The sequence below is a fragment of the Pseudomonas songnenensis genome, assembly GCF_003696315.1.
Lineage (GTDB): Bacteria > Pseudomonadota > Gammaproteobacteria > Pseudomonadales > Pseudomonadaceae > Stutzerimonas > Stutzerimonas songnenensis.
Map to the genome: position 1 here is coordinate 265,851 of NZ_RFFN01000005.1, position 14,026 is coordinate 279,876.

A 14,026-nucleotide genomic window follows, 5' to 3' on the forward strand; every position below is an offset into this window, starting at 1 on the left:
AGGAGCACAGCATGACCAACAAGATCATTCAGCAGCTCGAAGCCGAGCAGATGACCAAAGAAATCCCGCCGTTCGCGCCGGGTGATACTGTTATCGTTCAGGTGAAGGTAAAGGAAGGCGAGCGTCAGCGTCTGCAGGCCTTCGAAGGCGTCGTGATTGGCAAGCGTAACCGCGGCCTGAACAGCGCTTTCACCGTTCGCAAGATTTCCAACGGTGTTGGCGTCGAGCGTACCTTCCAGAGCTACAGCCCGATGGTCGACAGCATCAGCGTCAAGCGCCGCGGTGACGTGCGCAAGGCCAAGCTGTACTACCTCCGCGCGCTGTCCGGCAAGGCCGCCCGCATCAAGGAAAAGCTGGTCTAAGACCGCATTTCTGAACGAGAAAGCAGCCTGCGGGCTGCTTTTTTCGTTTCTGGCTGACCGTTTGATCTCCAGCTGAAATCAAGACGACACTGTGTTGACGGGTTCACCCATATTGCGTGTGTGCTTGCCCGCTTCCAATATGGAAGACGGCCCCTTTCCTTTTTACCGAAGCTGTCATGCCTGCACTCGACGATTCCGTTATCGATCGCTACCTCGATGCCCTTTGGTTGGAAAAAGGACTGGCCGATAACAGCCGGGAGGCCTATCGCAGCGACCTTGCACTGTTCAATGGCTGGTTGAGCGAGCGGGGCGTCCGGCTTGCCTTCGCGGGTCGCGAGGTCATTCTCGACCACCTCGCATGGCGTCTGAACAATGGTTACAAGGCGCGCTCCACCGCACGCTTCCTCTCCGGTTTGCGCGGCTTCTATCGTTACCTGCTGCGCGAAGGCGAAATCGCTGTCGACCCAACCTTGCGCGTCGACCTGCCTCGGCTCGGTCGCCCGCTGCCCAAGGCGCTGTCCGAAGCTGATGTCGAGGCGCTGCTGGCTGCGCCAGATCTCGGCGACCCGCTGGGGTTGCGTGATAGAGCCATGCTCGAGGTGCTCTACGCCTGTGGTTTGCGCGTGACGGAGCTGATCAGCCTGACGCTGGAGCAGGTCAGCATGCGTCAGGGTGTGCTGCGCACCTTCGGGAAGGGTAACAAGGAGCGGTTAGTGCCGCTGGGGGACGAAGCCTTGCACTGGCTGGAGCGTTATCAGCGCGACGGGCGAGAGCACTTGCTTGGTGGCAAGGCCAGCGATGTGCTGTTCCCCAGCCTGCGTGGCGACCAGATGACGCGTCAGACCTTCTGGCATCGAATCAAGCTGCACGCCAAGGTTGCGGGTATCGCTACGTCGATATCGCCGCATACTTTGCGCCACGCTTTCGCAACGCATCTGCTCAACCACGGTGCAGATCTGCGTACTGTGCAGATGCTGCTCGGTCATAGCGATCTCTCGACCACCCAGATCTACACCCATATTGCCCGTGCGCGTCTGCAGGAGCTGCATGCGCAGCATCATCCTCGCGGGTAGTGGGGCCGGCTGGTTAGCCCCATCCTCGGGGGCGGTTGGTGGCGTCTGTTGGAGAAGCCGCTAGCAGTCTGCGCAGGATGGCTATGGTAGTCTTTGCGCCTTCCCTTGATCGTCGCTGCCAGGAGTTTCCATGGGCGTGATTCGTTTGTTCGCTGCCGCCGTCGTCGGGCTGGTCAGCACCGTTGCAATGGCCGCCGATCCGGATCAGGCAATTCGTCAGGCCCTGCAGAAAATCCAGCCAGACATGCCCATCGAGGCGGTCGCTGAGAGTCCGATGCCAGGCGTTTATCAGGTTCAACTGGAAGGTGGTCGGCAGCTGTACGCCAGTGCTGATGGCCAGTTCATCATCCAGGGCTATCTGTATCAGTTCCAGAATGGTCAGGCTGTCAATCTGACCGAGCAGGCGCAGAGCAAGTCGGTTGCCAAGCAGATCAATGCGATCCCGGCGAGCGAAATGGTTGTGTTCGCGCCCAAGACGCCGAAGACGCATATCACGGTGTTCACCGACACCGACTGTGGTTATTGCCAGAAGCTGCACAGCGAAGTACCGCAGCTCAACCGTCTCGGTGTGGAAGTGCGTTATGTAGCATTCCCGCGGCAGGGCATGGGTAGTCATGGAGCCAATACGCTGACCAGCGTATGGTGCGCCAAGGACCGTCAGGATGCGATGAACAAGGCCAAGGCTCGCGAGGATCTGCCGGCCGCCAGCTGTGAGACGCCGATTGCCAAGCAGTATCAGTTGGGTCAGATGATCGGTGTTCAGGGCACTCCGGCCATCGTTCTCGCCAATGGCCAGATGATTCCCGGCTATCAGCCGGCAAAACAGCTCGCTGAGGTGGCGCTCGCTGCCGAGTGACGTCGCCGGAGCCGTTGGTCCGATTGCCTTTGTCTGATGGCTCCGAGTGGCACCGGGCGACCTACCTTGTTCAGTCCTGGGTTTGAACAAGGTAGGTCGCGATGAAGCTCGAAGGCTCCTGTCACTGTCAGGCCGTGCGGTTCAGTCTTGAATCCGCCCAGCCCTATCCTTTCATGCGTTGCTACTGCTCGATCTGCCGCAAGACGGCGGGCGGCGGCGGTTATGCCATCAACCTCGGCGGCGACTACCGCACCTTGCGGGTCGAAGGTCGCGAGCATGTCTCCGTTTACCAGGCGCGCCTGGCCGATCCCGCTACGGAAGAGGTTCGCATCAGTGAGGCGCGTCGACATTTTTGCAGGCTCTGTGCCAGCGCGTTGTGGCTTTGGGATCCGTCCTGGCCCGACCTTGTGCATCCATTCGCATCGGCCATCGACACAGAGCTGCCCGTGCCGCCCGAACATACGCACTTGATGCTCGACTCCAAGGCAAGCTGGGTGGAACCTCAGGTGCAGGGGTGTGATCGCTGTTTTGCCGAGTACCCGGACGAGTCGCTTGCGCAATGGCACCAGCGACTGGGGCTTGGTGGCTGATCGCGACGGGCAGGGCTTCGGCTGATTGACTAAAAGCTGCTCGCTTCGTAATGTGCGACTCTTTTGTCGACCGGCAGGTCCGGTCGTTTCGCTGTGAATGGGGAGTTCAGCTTGAAACCGGTGAAAGTTGGCATCTGTGGGCTGGGAACCGTCGGTGGCGGTACCTTCAATGTGCTCAAACGCAACGCCGAGGAGATTGCCCGCCGTGCCGGGCGCGGAATCGAGGTTGCGCAGATTGCCACCCGCCATCCGAATGCCAAGTGCGACACCGGTGCTACACCCATTACCGCAGACATCTTTGATGTCGTGAACAATCCCGAGATCGACATCGTTGTCGAGCTGATCGGCGGCTACACCCTTGCCAAGGAACTGGTGCTCAAGGCCATCGAGAATGGCAAACACGTCGTGACCGCCAACAAGGCGCTGATTGCGGTGCACGGCAACGAGATTTTCGCCAAGGCGCGCGAGAAAGGCGTCATCGTCGCGTTCGAGGCGTCGGTCGCAGGTGGTATTCCGGTCATCAAGGCGATTCGTGAAGGTCTGGCTGGCAACCGCATCAACTGGCTGGCTGGGATCATCAACGGCACCGGCAATTTCATTCTTACCGAGATGCGTGAAAAGGGCCGTACCTTCGAGGAGGTGCTCAAGGAAGCGCAGGAGCTCGGTTATGCCGAGGCCGACCCTACCTTCGACGTCGAGGGTATCGATGCCGCGCACAAGCTGACCATTCTGGCCTCCATCGCCTTCGGCATTCCGTTGCAGTTCGACAAGGCGTACACCGAGGGCATCGCTCGGCTGACCACGACCGATGTGAATTATGCCGAGGCCCTGGGTTACCGCATCAAGCACCTGGGCGTCGCTCGCCGCACCGATGCCGGCATCGAGTTGCGCGTACATCCGACGCTGATTCCGGCCGACCGGCTGATCGCCAACGTCAACGGCGTAATGAATGCGGTAATGGTGAATGGCGATGCCGTCGGCAGTACGCTCTACTACGGCGCGGGTGCTGGCATGGAGCCAACCGCCTCGGCGGTGGTGGCGGATCTGGTCGATGTTACCCGTGCGCTGACCACTGACCCGAACAATCGCGTGCCGCATCTGGCGTTCCAGCCGGACTCCCTGTCCGATCACCCGATCCTGCCGATCAGCGCCTGCGAAAGTGCCTATTACCTGCGCATCCAGGCCAAGGACCATCCGGGCGTGCTGGCCCAGGTTGCGAGCATCCTCTCCGAGCGTGGGATCAACATCGAGTCGATCATGCAGAAAGAGGCAGAGGAGCAGGACGGTCTGGTGCCGGTCATTCTCGTTACCCATCGAGTGGTCGAGCAGCGCATCGATGATTCAATCGCCGCCCTGGAAAAGCTCGACGATGTGGTGGACAAGGTCGTACGTATTCGCGTCGAACAGCTGAATTAACTCCGGTAGCGGTGTCTGGCTGCAGGGCTTCTGCCTGCCGCCTGCCGCTGCTGCCAACACCGAAGGTTTGAACCATGCGTTACATCAGCACCCGTGGCCAGGCGCCGGCCCTGAATTTCGAAGACGTTCTGCTGGCGGGCCTGGCCAGCGATGGCGGCCTGTACGTGCCGGAGAATCTGCCGCGCTTCACCGTGGAGGAGATCGCCTCCTGGGCCGGCCTGCCTTATCACGAGCTGGCCTTTCGGGTCATGCGCCCGTTCGTTGCCGGCAGCATTCCCGATGCCGACTTCAAGCAGATCCTGGAAGAGACCTATGGCGTTTTCGCTCACAGCGCCATCGCCCCGCTGCGCCAGCTGAACGGCAACGAGTGGGTGCTGGAGCTGTTCCACGGTCCGACCCTGGCATTCAAGGACTTCGCCCTGCAGCTGCTCGGTCGCCTGCTCGATTACGTGCTGGCCAAGCGCGGCGAGCGTGTGGTGATCATGGGGGCGACCTCTGGCGATACCGGTTCGGCCGCCATCGAGGGCTGCCGTCGTTGCGAGAACGTCGACATCTTCATCCTGCACCCGCACCAGCGGGTATCGGAAGTGCAGCGGCGGCAGATGACCACCATTGCCGGCGACAACATCCACAACATTGCCATCGAAGGCAACTTCGATGACTGCCAGGAAATGGTCAAGGCCAGCTTCGCCGACCAGGGCTTCCTGAAGGGCACCCGGCTGGTCGCGGTCAACTCGATCAACTGGGCGCGGATCATGGCCCAGATCGTTTACTACTTCCACGCTGCGCTGCAGCTCGGCGGTCCGGCTCGCTCGGTGGCGTTCTCGGTACCGACCGGTAACTTCGGCGATATCTTTGCCGGCTATCTGGCGCGCAACATGGGGCTGCCGATCAACCAGCTGATCGTTGCCACCAACCGCAACGATATCCTGCATCGCTTCATGTCCGGCAATCGCTACGACAAGGACACGCTGCATGCTTCGCTATCGCCTTCGATGGACATCATGGTGTCGTCCAACTTCGAACGCCTGCTGTTCGACCTGCATGGCCGCAATGGCAAGGCCGTAGCCGAGTTGCTGGATGGCTTCCGCGCCAGCGGCAAACTGTCGGTGGAAGAGGATCGCTGGACCGAAGCGCGCAAGTTGTTCGACTCGTTGGCAGTGGATGACGAGCAGACCTGCACCACCATCGCTCAGGTCTTCAAGGAGACGGGCGAAGTGCTCGACCCGCACACCGCCATCGGCGTTCACGCTGCGCGCGAATGCCGCCGCAGTCTGAGTATTCCGATGGTGACACTGGGTACCGCGCACCCGGTGAAGTTCCCGGATGCGGTGGAGAAGGCGGGTATCGGCCAGGCGCTTGCTCTGCCTGCGCACCTGGCGGATCTGTTCGAGCGCACCGAGCGCTGCACGGTGCTGCCCAACGAGCTGAAAGCCGTCCAGGCATTTGTTGGCCAGCACGGCAACCGTGGCAAGCCGCTTTAACGCTGCAGTTGAAAAAAGGCCAGTCAACGACTGGCCTTTTTTGTTTCAAGTGTCGATCACGGTAACGGCGCTACGTAGCGCGCCGGCCGTACTCACAGTGCGTCTGACGTCACTCGTCGAACTCTTCCCAGCCGCCCATTTCCCGCCAGCGATTGACGATGCCGCAGAACAGCTCCGCGGTTTTTTCCGTGTCGTAGCGGGCGGAGTGCGCCTCGCGTCCATCGAAATCGATACCGGCTGCCTGGCAGGCTTTCGCCAACACGGTCTGGCCGTAGGCGAGGCCGGCGAGAGTGGCGGTGTCGAAGCTGGAGAAGGGATGGAACGGGTTGCGCTTGATCTCGCAGCGAGCGATGGCAGCGTTGAGGAAGCCGAGGTCGAAGCTGCTGTTGTGCCCCACCAGAATGGCGCGTTTGCAACCGGCCGATTTCACGGCCTTGCGTACACTGCGAAAGATATCGGTCAGAGCCTGGGACTCCGGTACCGCCATGCGCAACGGATGATCGAGCTTGATCCCGGTGAATTCCAGTGCCGCGGGCTCGATGTTGGCGCCAGCGAACGGCTCGACACGGTAGAAGAGGGTGTCCTGCGGGTAGAGCAGGCCCTGTTCGTCCATGCCGATGGTGACCGCGGCGATCTCCAGCAGGGCGTCCGTGGCGCTGTTGAAGCCGCCACATTCCACGTCGATCACCACGGGCAGGAAGCCACGAAAGCGCCGCGCCATGGGCGAGCGCGCTCTGCCGGGCAGATGCTCCTCGAGTTCATCTTCGAAGTGATCTTCACTCATGCGCTTGCCTCCAGACGCCAATGCAGCCGCTCACCGGCGCGCAGCGGCACGACGACCTGTTCGCCGAATGGCAGGCTCGCCGGGACGTCCCAATCCTGGCGCACCAGGGTGATCCGTGTGGTGTTGCGCGGCATGCCATAGAAGTCAGGACCGAAGTGGCTGGCGAAGGGTTCCAGCTTGTCCAGCGCCTGGCGTTGCTCGAACGCCTCGGCATACAGTTCGATGGCCGCGTGAGCGGTATAGCAGCCCGCGCAACCGCAGGCGGCTTCCTTGGCGTGTTGCGCATGCGGTGCGGAGTCGGTGCCGAGGAAGAACTTCGGGCTGCCACTGGTGGCCGCATCCAGCAGCGCTTCCTGGTGGACGTTGCGCTTGAGCACCGGCAGGCAGAACAGATGCGGGCGAATACCACCGACCAGCATGTGGTTGCGGTTGTAGAGCAGGTGGTGCGCCGTGATGGTGGCGCCGACATTGCTGTCGGCGGCCTGGACGAATTGCACGGCATCGCGGGTGGTGATGTGTTCGAACACTACCCTCAGGGTCGGGAAGCGTGCGGTAACCCGGCTCAGCTGCTCGTCGATGAAGTATTTCTCACGATCGAAAATATCGATCTCGCCACGGGTGACTTCGCCGTGGACCAGCAATGGCAGGCCGACTTCGGCCATGGTTTCCAGCACACCGAAGATGTTGTCGATAGCGGTCACGCCGGATGCCGAGTTGGTGGTCGCTCCGGCCGGATAGAGCTTGGCAGCATGCACGAAGCCGCTGGCCTTGGCCCGGCGGATATCGTCAGGACTGGTAGCGTCGGTGAGGTACAGCACCATCAGTGGCTCGAAGTCACTGCCTGCGGGGCGGGCCGCAAGGATGCGCTGGCGATAGCCTTCCGCCTCGTCGGCTTTGCGCACCGGGGGCACCAGATTCGGCATGATGATGGCGCGGGCGAACTGGCGAGCAGCATCCGCGACGGTGTGAGGCAGGACGGCGCCATCGCGCAGGTGAATGTGCCAGTCGTCGGGGCGCAGCAGGGTAAGTCGGTCGGACATGCGGGCTTTCCAGGCGGGTGAAACGTGCGCGAATGCTACCGGAAAAGCCGGGGCGCGGCATCTTGCCTTCGTCTGTGAAACGCGGGGCGCCACGGGGGCTTGCTCAAGTTTGCCGGCCTGGCACCGATACCTAGGAGGAATACGCATCCTCTCGGAGCTCATCGTGCGCCTGCGCCCCCTCGTCCTGCTGTGCCTGCTCGCTTCACCGGCCAATGCCCTGACCTTTCAGACTCGGCTGGAGCGTGTGCAGTGGCAGGTGGAAGGGGATCAGTTCGAGTGCCGGCTGATTCAGCCGATTGCCGGTTTTGGCAGTGGCGAGTTCGTCCGGCGGGCCGGCGAGCAGGCGATTTTCCGCCTGCAATCACCGGAACGCTGGCTGAGTGCCGGGTCGGCGACGCTGCTTGCGGCGGCTGCACCCTGGCAGCCTGCCCGTGGCGACATCAATCTCGGCGTGGTTTCGGTGGGCGGCGGCGAGATTCCGTTCAACAGTACCCAGTTACAGGCCGGGAGGTTGCTGGCCGGTCTGCTCGAAGGGCGTAGCCCGGTCGTCAGGCATCGCACGCTGCATGGCGGCGACACGCTGGAGATTCGCCTGTTGCCGGCGCGCTTCGGCAAGGCCTACGAAGATTATCGCGCCTGTACGGCCAAGCTGCTGCCGGTCAACTTCGATCAGGTCCGCCAGTCGCAGATCGGCTTTCCCAGTAGCGATGTGGTGCTCGATCCGTTGGGTCGCGCCAAGCTCGATATCATCCTGCAGTACATGCGTGCCGACCCCAGCGTGAACCGCATAGAGCTTGACGGTCACTCCGACAACAGCGGTAACCGCTTGCTCAATCGCGACCTGTCACGTCGTCGCGCGCTGGCGGTGCAGGAATACCTGGTCGCCAACGGCGTCCCGGTGGAGCAGATCACGCTGCGCTTTCATGGTGAACGCTATCCGCTGGTGGCCAACAGCAGCGAGGCAAACCGCGCCAAGAATCGCCGAGTCACCATGCGTCTGGCTCGAGAAGCTACCCCTCCGGCGCCAGCGACGGCTGCCGCGCCGTCGTCCGAGGCGCCTGCCAACGGCGCGCCCCTGTAAAAGCCAGGCCATGACCGGTAGAATCGCAGGCTTTCCGTACAAACCCGTGGAGCTGATGGCATGGCGGACGTTAAGAAGGTAGTTCTGGCCTATTCCGGTGGCCTGGACACCTCGGTGATCCTCAAGTGGCTGCAAGACACCTATAACTGTGAAGTGGTGACCTTCACCGCCGACCTCGGCCAGGGCGAAGAAGTCGAGCCGGCGCGCACCAAGGCGCAGGCTCTGGGCGTCAAGGAAATCTACATCGATGACCTGCGCGAAGAGTTCGTCCGCGATTTCGTCTTCCCGATGTTCCGCGCCAACACCGTATATGAAGGCGAATACCTGCTGGGTACCTCCATCGCCCGTCCGCTGATCGCCAAGCGCCTGATCGAGATCGCCAACGAGACCGGCGCCGACGCCATCTCCCACGGCGCCACCGGCAAGGGCAACGACCAGGTGCGTTTCGAGCTGGGCGCCTATGCACTCAAGCCCGGCGTAAAGGTGATCGCTCCGTGGCGCGAGTGGGACCTGCTGTCGCGCGAGAAGCTGATGGATTATGCCGAGAAGCATGCCATCCCGATCGAGCGCCACGGCAAGAAGAAGTCGCCGTACTCCATGGACGCCAACCTGCTGCACATCTCCTATGAAGGCGGCGTGCTGGAAGACACCTGGACCGAGCACGAAGAGGACATGTGGCGCTGGACCAAGTCGCCGGAAGCGGCGCCGGACACCCCGACCTACATCGAGCTGACCTACCGCAAGGGCGATATCGTCGCCATCGACGGCAAGGACATGTCTCCGGCCCAGGTACTGGCCGAGCTGAACCGCATCGGCGGTGAAAACGGCATCGGTCGTCTGGACATCGTCGAAAACCGCTACGTCGGCATGAAGTCCCGCGGCTGCTACGAGACCCCGGGCGGCACCATCATGCTCAAGGCCCACCGCGCCATCGAGTCGATCACCCTCGACCGTGAAGTTGCGCACCTCAAAGACGAGCTGATGCCCAAGTACGCCAGCCTGATCTACAACGGCTACTGGTGGAGCCCCGAGCGCAGCATGCTGCAGCAGATGATCGATGCCTCTCAGGTCAACGTGAATGGCGTGGTGCGTCTGAAGCTGTACAAGGGCAACGTCATCGTCGTCGGCCGCAAGTCGGACGACTCGCTGTTCGATGCCAACATCGCAACCTTCGAAGAAGACGGCGGCGCCTACAACCAGGCGGACGCTGGCGGCTTCATCAAGCTCAATGCGTTGCGCATGCGCATCGCTGCCGGCAAGGGCCGCACCCAGTTCTGATAAGCTGGCGCGCCTGAGCCCACCGACCCCGGCCATGTGCCGGGGTTGTACTTTCTGCATTGCCACAAGCGCTGCCGAACGAGGAGACCTGAATCATGAGACTGCTGCATACCATGCTGCGTGTCGGCGATATGGAAAAGTCCATCGCCTTCTACACCGAAGTGCTGGGCATGACCCTGCTGCGCCGCAAAGACTATCCGGACGGTAAGTTCACCCTGGCCTTCGTCGGCTACGGCGACGAAGCGCACAACAGCGTCATCGAGCTGACCCACAACTGGGGTGTCGAGACCTACGAACTGGGCAACGGCTATGGCCATATCGCCCTGGAGGTCGAGGACGTCTACAAGGCCTGCGAAGATATCCGGGCGCGCGGTGGCAAGATCACCCGTGAGCCGGGACCGATGATGCATGGTTCCAGCATCCTGGCGTTCGTCGAGGACCCGGACGGTTACAAGATTGAGTTGCTTTCGCCCAAGCGCGCCGACTGATCGGCGGCATGGAACAAGCGGATGTGAAAAAGCCCCTTTCGGGGCTTTTTCTTTTACAGATCGAAGTCGAAGTCGTTCAACTGCTTCTGCAGGCGGCGTTCCTCGAGCAGGTTGTCGATGATACGGCGCTTGGTCAGATTGGTCTTGGCGACCTCGACGGGCGCTTCGCTGCTCTCGTCGTCATCTTCGGCGATGAAATCGTCTTCGATCTGAATGTCTTCTTTCTCGGCCACTTGTTCACTCCAAGGCTACGGGGCGCTCTTGGCGCACCTTATAGCCGCAAAATCGAAGCCGGTAAAAAAGTTTTTTTCAATCGCGGTGCAAGCTTTTTGCTGGCCCGCTCAATCGTCGGAAGTCTTGTGCTTGTATTCGCACAGATCTTCAATCCGGCAGCTGCCACATTGCGGCTTGCGCGCCTTGCAGACATAGCGCCCATGCAGGATCAGCCAGTGGTGCGCATCGAGAAGATATTCCTTGGGCACGAAGCGGATCAGCTTGCGCTCGACCTCAAGCACGTTCTTGCCGGGAGCGATGCCTGTGCGGTTGCTGACCCTGAAGATATGGGTATCCACGGCCATGGCGAACTGGCGGAATGCGGTATTGAGCACCACATTCGCGGTTTTGCGGCCTACCCCGGGAAGGGCTTCCAGAGCTTCGCGGTTGTCGGGCACCTGGCTGCCATGCCGCTCGATCAGGATGCGGCAGGTCTCGATGACGTTCTTCGCCTTGCTCGGATACAGGCCGATGGTGCGGATGTACTCGCACAGTCCGTCGTAGCCAAGCGCGTAGATAGCCTCTGGGGTATTGGCCACCGGGAACAGCCTGGCAGTGGCCTTGTTGACTCCGACATCGGTGGCCTGAGCCGAGAGGATCACCGCGATCAGCAGTTCGAAGGGCGTGGTGTAGGCCAGCTCGGTCTTCGGCTCGGGATTGTCTTCATGCAAGCGTCGGAAAATCTCCCGGCGTTTTTCGCTGTTCATCCGGCCAGGCTCACTCGATCACGCCGGTTACGCGCACACGACGACTGGCGGCTGGCGTGGCTGGCTGGGCGGCGCGGGCGCGCTCTGCAAGTTGGTGGTCGATCCGGTTCTTCAGCGCAATCAGCAGCCCGAGGACGATGAATGCGCCAGGCGGCAGGATGGCCAGCAGGAAACCCTTGTAGTCGCTGAACAGGGTGATCTGCCAGTCAGCGGCGATCGGGCCGAACAGCAGGTGCATGTTGGCGAACAGCGCCCCTGTGCCGAACAGCTCGCGCAGGCCGCCGAGCACTACCAGCACCAGGCAGAAACCGATGCCCATGACCAGGCCGTCGAAGCCCGCAATCAGCGGATTGTGTTTGGCGGCGAAGCCGTCGGCGCGGCCGAGGATCACGCAGTTGGTGGTGATCAGCGGGATGAAGATGCCGAGAATCTGGTACAGCTCGTAGGTGAAGGCCTGCATCAGCAGTTCGATGCAGGTGGTCAGCGCGGCGATGATCATCACGAATGCGGGCAGGCGTACCGCGGTGTTGACCACGCCGCGCACCAGCGAGACGCCGATGTTCGAACAGGTCAGCACCAGCATTGTCGCCAGGCCGAGGCCGAGAGCGTTGACCGCCGAGTTGCTGACGCCGAGCAGCGGGCAGAGACCGAGCAGCTGCACCAGTGCAGGGTTGTTCTTCCACAGGCCGTTGACGGTCAGTTCGCGGTAGCTGGGTGTGCTCATGGCTGATCCCCTTGCGGCTCGGCGGCCGGCTCGGTGGTGCGCAGTTCGTCGCGCGTGGCGGCACTGCCGGCCCGGGAATGTACGGTGGTTCCCTCGGGTTCGCTGCGGCTTTCCAGGGTATCGCCAGTGGCCTCGGTCGTCTCGCCGCCGCTTTTCAGCAGTTCGGCCTTGTGCGCATCGAAGTACTGCAACGCGCGGTGCACTGCGCCGACCACGGCCCGCGGTGTGATGGTGGCGCCGGCGAACTGGTCGAACTCGCCGCGATCCTTCTTCACGGCCCAGCCCTCAGCCTCCGGGTTGTTCAGCGATTTGTCTTCGAAACCCCGAATCCACTGGCTCTTGGCCAGGTCGATCTTGTCACCCAGGCCTGGCGTTTCCCGGTGGCCGATGACCCGGACTCCGGCGACACGGCCGTCGGCACGAATACCGACCAGTAGATGGATGGCGCCACTGTAGCCATCCGGGGCGATAGCCTGAAGTATCACGGCGGTCGGCCGACCGTCCTTGATGGCGATATAGGCCGGCAGAGGGCTTCGGTTGCCCAGCAAGCGGTCCTGGATCAGCACGCTGTTATCGAGCAGATGATTGTCATAGCTGGCGGCGGGCAGGATTTCACCGAGAGCGCGTACCTGCGCGGCGCGCTCGGCTGCCTGGATGCGTTCGGCGGTGCCTTGCTGAAGCAAGGTGACCGCTCCTACCGTGACGATCGCGAACAAGCCCAGCACGGCGGCGTTCTTCAGCATCGAGCGGCTGATTTCCGGAAGCATCATGATCATTCGCCCAGCTTGAAGCCGCGCTCGGCCTTACGGTGACCGTAGGTGCGCGGGCGGGTGTAGTAGTCGATGGTGGGGGCCGCCAGGTTCATCAGGAGCACGCCGAAGGCCACGCCGTCCGGATAGCCGCCCCAGGCGCGGATGACATACACCAGAATACCGACGCCAGCACCGAAGATAAGGCGTCCGCGCGGGCTGGTGGCGCTGCTGACCGGATCGGTGACGATAAAGAAGGCGCCGAGCATGGTGGCACCGCTGAGCAGGTGGAACAGTGGCGACCCATTGCTATCGGAGCCCGAGCCATTCCAGAACACCAGGCTCATCAACAGCAGGGCACCAAGCATGCCAACCGGCGCGTGCCAGCTGAACAGCCTTTTGTGCAGCAGGAACAGGCCGCCAGCCAGGAACGCCAGGTTCACCACTTCCGAGCCGATGCCGCCGAAGTGGCCGAAGGCCGGGTTGCTCCACAGTTCGTCGATGGTCAGGCTTTTGTTTACCTTCAATACATCAAGGGCTGTGGCCTGGGTCCAGCCATCGGGAAGCGAGGCGATGCCGAGGATGTGCTGCAAGCCGGCGCTAAATCCGACGCTGTGCGGCACCGGCCAGGTGGTCATTTCCACCGGGAAGGAAATCAGCACCACCACGTAACCGATCATCGCCGGGTTGAAAGGATTCTGGCCGAGTCCGCCATACAGTTGCTTGCCGAAAACCACGGCGCAGCCAGTGGCAATCAGTGTCAGCCACCAGGGTGAGTAGGGCGGCAAAGCCAGTGCCAGCAACACCGCGGTCACCAGCACGCTACCGTCGCGCAAAAAGAAGCCCACCGGCCGCTGGCGCAGCCGGAGAATTGCGGCTTCGAAACCCAGCGCCGCGGCGCAGGCCCAGGCCAGGTTGATCAGCGTGCCGGCACCGTAAAGCCAGGTCAGGACGACCACGCCGGGCAGCGTGGCTGCAAGCACCAGCAGCATGACCCGCTGGGTACGGCTGGGGCCCTTGGCATGGGGTGAGGTGATGCGGGGCAGGGCCATTGGCTCTCCGGGTTTAAAACGTTGTCATTGGAAGGCTAAGCAACCTTCCGACGAATCAGATCCGTTAAT

Annotated in this window: 16 protein-coding genes; 9 read left to right on the forward strand and 7 right to left on the reverse strand. The window is 62.0% G+C overall.

Annotated features, from left to right (window positions below):
* Positions 1-11 precede the first annotated feature (11 nt).
* From rplS to thrC, 6 genes are all read left to right on the forward strand, one after another.
* On the forward strand, positions 12-362 hold the full coding sequence (rplS, locus tag EA798_RS15295) for a 50S ribosomal protein L19 (RefSeq protein ID WP_015277862.1): 351 nt from the start codon (positions 12-14) through the stop codon (positions 360-362).
* 176 nt (positions 363-538) lie between these two features.
* Positions 539-1,435 carry a site-specific tyrosine recombinase XerD gene (gene xerD, locus EA798_RS15300; protein WP_122099477.1) on the forward strand — a complete coding sequence of 299 codons (897 nt, stop codon included), beginning with the start codon at positions 539-541 and terminating at the stop codon, positions 1,433-1,435.
* 130 nt (positions 1,436-1,565) lie between these two features.
* Positions 1,566-2,291: a bifunctional protein-disulfide isomerase/oxidoreductase DsbC gene (gene dsbC / locus EA798_RS15305; protein WP_106155596.1), complete on the forward strand. Its 726-nt coding sequence runs from the start codon at positions 1,566-1,568 to the stop codon at positions 2,289-2,291.
* A 101-nt stretch (positions 2,292-2,392) separates the two neighbouring features.
* The gene (locus tag EA798_RS15310; RefSeq protein ID WP_122099478.1) at positions 2,393-2,881 is read left to right on the forward strand and encodes a GFA family protein; all 489 of its coding nucleotides are present in this window, start codon (positions 2,393-2,395) and stop codon (positions 2,879-2,881) included.
* Between the two features lie 111 nt (positions 2,882-2,992).
* The gene (locus tag EA798_RS15315) at positions 2,993-4,297 is read left to right on the forward strand and encodes a homoserine dehydrogenase (protein WP_122099479.1); all 1,305 of its coding nucleotides are present in this window, start codon (positions 2,993-2,995) and stop codon (positions 4,295-4,297) included.
* Positions 4,298-4,371: 74 nt separating this feature from the next.
* The gene (thrC, locus tag EA798_RS15320) at positions 4,372-5,781 is read left to right on the forward strand and encodes a threonine synthase (RefSeq protein WP_122099480.1); all 1,410 of its coding nucleotides are present in this window, start codon (positions 4,372-4,374) and stop codon (positions 5,779-5,781) included.
* Between the two features lie 109 nt (positions 5,782-5,890).
* On the opposite strand, the gene rnt is transcribed toward thrC, so the two are convergent.
* Both rnt and pyrC read right to left on the reverse strand, forming a co-directional pair.
* On the reverse strand, positions 5,891-6,565 hold the full coding sequence (rnt, locus tag EA798_RS15325; RefSeq protein WP_015277856.1) for a ribonuclease T: 675 nt from the start codon (positions 6,563-6,565) through the stop codon (positions 5,891-5,893).
* Positions 6,562-7,605: a dihydroorotase gene (gene pyrC / locus EA798_RS15330; RefSeq protein WP_122099481.1), complete on the reverse strand. Its 1,044-nt coding sequence runs from the start codon at positions 7,603-7,605 to the stop codon at positions 6,562-6,564. The genes rnt and pyrC overlap by 4 nt, the downstream gene beginning before the upstream one ends.
* Positions 7,606-7,768: 163 nt before the next feature.
* On the opposite strand from pyrC, the gene EA798_RS15335 reads away from it, so the two are divergent.
* The 3 genes from EA798_RS15335 (at position 7,769) to gloA (ending at position 10,452) form a co-directional block, all read left to right on the forward strand.
* Complete coding sequence (locus EA798_RS15335) at positions 7,769-8,686, forward strand: OmpA family protein (RefSeq protein ID WP_122099482.1); 918 nt, start codon at positions 7,769-7,771, stop codon at positions 8,684-8,686.
* Positions 8,687-8,746: 60 nt separating this feature from the next.
* On the forward strand, positions 8,747-9,964 hold the full coding sequence (locus EA798_RS15340; protein WP_106155590.1) for an argininosuccinate synthase: 1,218 nt from the start codon (positions 8,747-8,749) through the stop codon (positions 9,962-9,964).
* A 95-nt stretch (positions 9,965-10,059) separates the two neighbouring features.
* Entirely contained in the window at positions 10,060-10,452 is a 393-nt protein-coding gene (gene gloA, locus EA798_RS15345; protein WP_003282968.1) for a lactoylglutathione lyase, read from the forward strand.
* Between the two features lie 53 nt (positions 10,453-10,505).
* Here gloA and EA798_RS15350 read toward each other — a convergent pair whose 3' ends face one another.
* From EA798_RS15350 to EA798_RS15370, 5 genes are all read right to left on the reverse strand, one after another.
* The gene (locus EA798_RS15350) at positions 10,506-10,685 is read right to left on the reverse strand and encodes a PA3496 family putative envelope integrity protein (RefSeq protein ID WP_003282969.1); all 180 of its coding nucleotides are present in this window, start codon (positions 10,683-10,685) and stop codon (positions 10,506-10,508) included.
* Between the two features lie 108 nt (positions 10,686-10,793).
* Positions 10,794-11,432 (reverse strand): endonuclease III, encoded by a 639-nt coding sequence (gene nth / locus EA798_RS15355; protein WP_122099483.1) that lies wholly within the window; start codon positions 11,430-11,432, stop codon positions 10,794-10,796.
* A 10-nt stretch (positions 11,433-11,442) separates the two neighbouring features.
* The gene (locus EA798_RS15360) at positions 11,443-12,156 is read right to left on the reverse strand and encodes an electron transport complex subunit E (RefSeq protein WP_106155588.1); all 714 of its coding nucleotides are present in this window, start codon (positions 12,154-12,156) and stop codon (positions 11,443-11,445) included.
* Positions 12,153-12,926, reverse strand: a complete 774-nt coding sequence (gene rsxG, locus EA798_RS15365; RefSeq protein WP_122099513.1) for an electron transport complex subunit RsxG — start codon at positions 12,924-12,926, stop codon at positions 12,153-12,155. Before rsxG ends, EA798_RS15360 begins: the two co-directional genes overlap by 4 nt.
* A 2-nt stretch (positions 12,927-12,928) precedes the next feature.
* Positions 12,929-13,957, reverse strand: a complete 1,029-nt coding sequence (locus EA798_RS15370) for an RnfABCDGE type electron transport complex subunit D (protein ID WP_122099484.1) — start codon at positions 13,955-13,957, stop codon at positions 12,929-12,931.
* Positions 13,958-14,026: the final 69 nt, after the last annotated feature.

Excerpts from the sequence above, each read along its gene's own strand:
- gloA (WP_003282968.1), top strand. The coding sequence starts at position 10,060 with ATGAGACTGCTGCATACCATGCTGCGTGTCGGCGATATGGAAAAGTCC.
- dsbC (WP_106155596.1), top strand. The coding sequence starts at position 1,566 with ATGGGCGTGATTCGTTTGTTCGCTGCCGCCGTCGTCGGGCTGGTCAGC.
- xerD (WP_122099477.1), top strand. The coding sequence starts at position 539 with ATGCCTGCACTCGACGATTCCGTTATCGATCGCTACCTCGATGCCCTT.
- nth (WP_122099483.1), bottom strand. The coding sequence starts at position 11,432 with ATGAACAGCGAAAAACGCCGGGAGATTTTCCGACGCTTGCATGAAGAC.
- EA798_RS15340 (WP_106155590.1), top strand. The coding sequence starts at position 8,747 with ATGGCGGACGTTAAGAAGGTAGTTCTGGCCTATTCCGGTGGCCTGGAC.
- EA798_RS15310 (WP_122099478.1), top strand. The coding sequence starts at position 2,393 with ATGAAGCTCGAAGGCTCCTGTCACTGTCAGGCCGTGCGGTTCAGTCTT.
- pyrC (WP_122099481.1), bottom strand. The coding sequence starts at position 7,605 with ATGTCCGACCGACTTACCCTGCTGCGCCCCGACGACTGGCACATTCAC.
- rplS (WP_015277862.1), top strand. The coding sequence starts at position 12 with ATGACCAACAAGATCATTCAGCAGCTCGAAGCCGAGCAGATGACCAAA.
- EA798_RS15360 (WP_106155588.1), bottom strand. The coding sequence starts at position 12,156 with ATGAGCACACCCAGCTACCGCGAACTGACCGTCAACGGCCTGTGGAAG.
- EA798_RS15370 (WP_122099484.1), bottom strand. The coding sequence starts at position 13,957 with ATGGCCCTGCCCCGCATCACCTCACCCCATGCCAAGGGCCCCAGCCGT.
- thrC (WP_122099480.1), top strand. The coding sequence starts at position 4,372 with ATGCGTTACATCAGCACCCGTGGCCAGGCGCCGGCCCTGAATTTCGAA.
- rnt (WP_015277856.1), bottom strand. The coding sequence starts at position 6,565 with ATGAGTGAAGATCACTTCGAAGATGAACTCGAGGAGCATCTGCCCGGC.
- rsxG (WP_122099513.1), bottom strand. The coding sequence starts at position 12,926 with ATGATGCTTCCGGAAATCAGCCGCTCGATGCTGAAGAACGCCGCCGTG.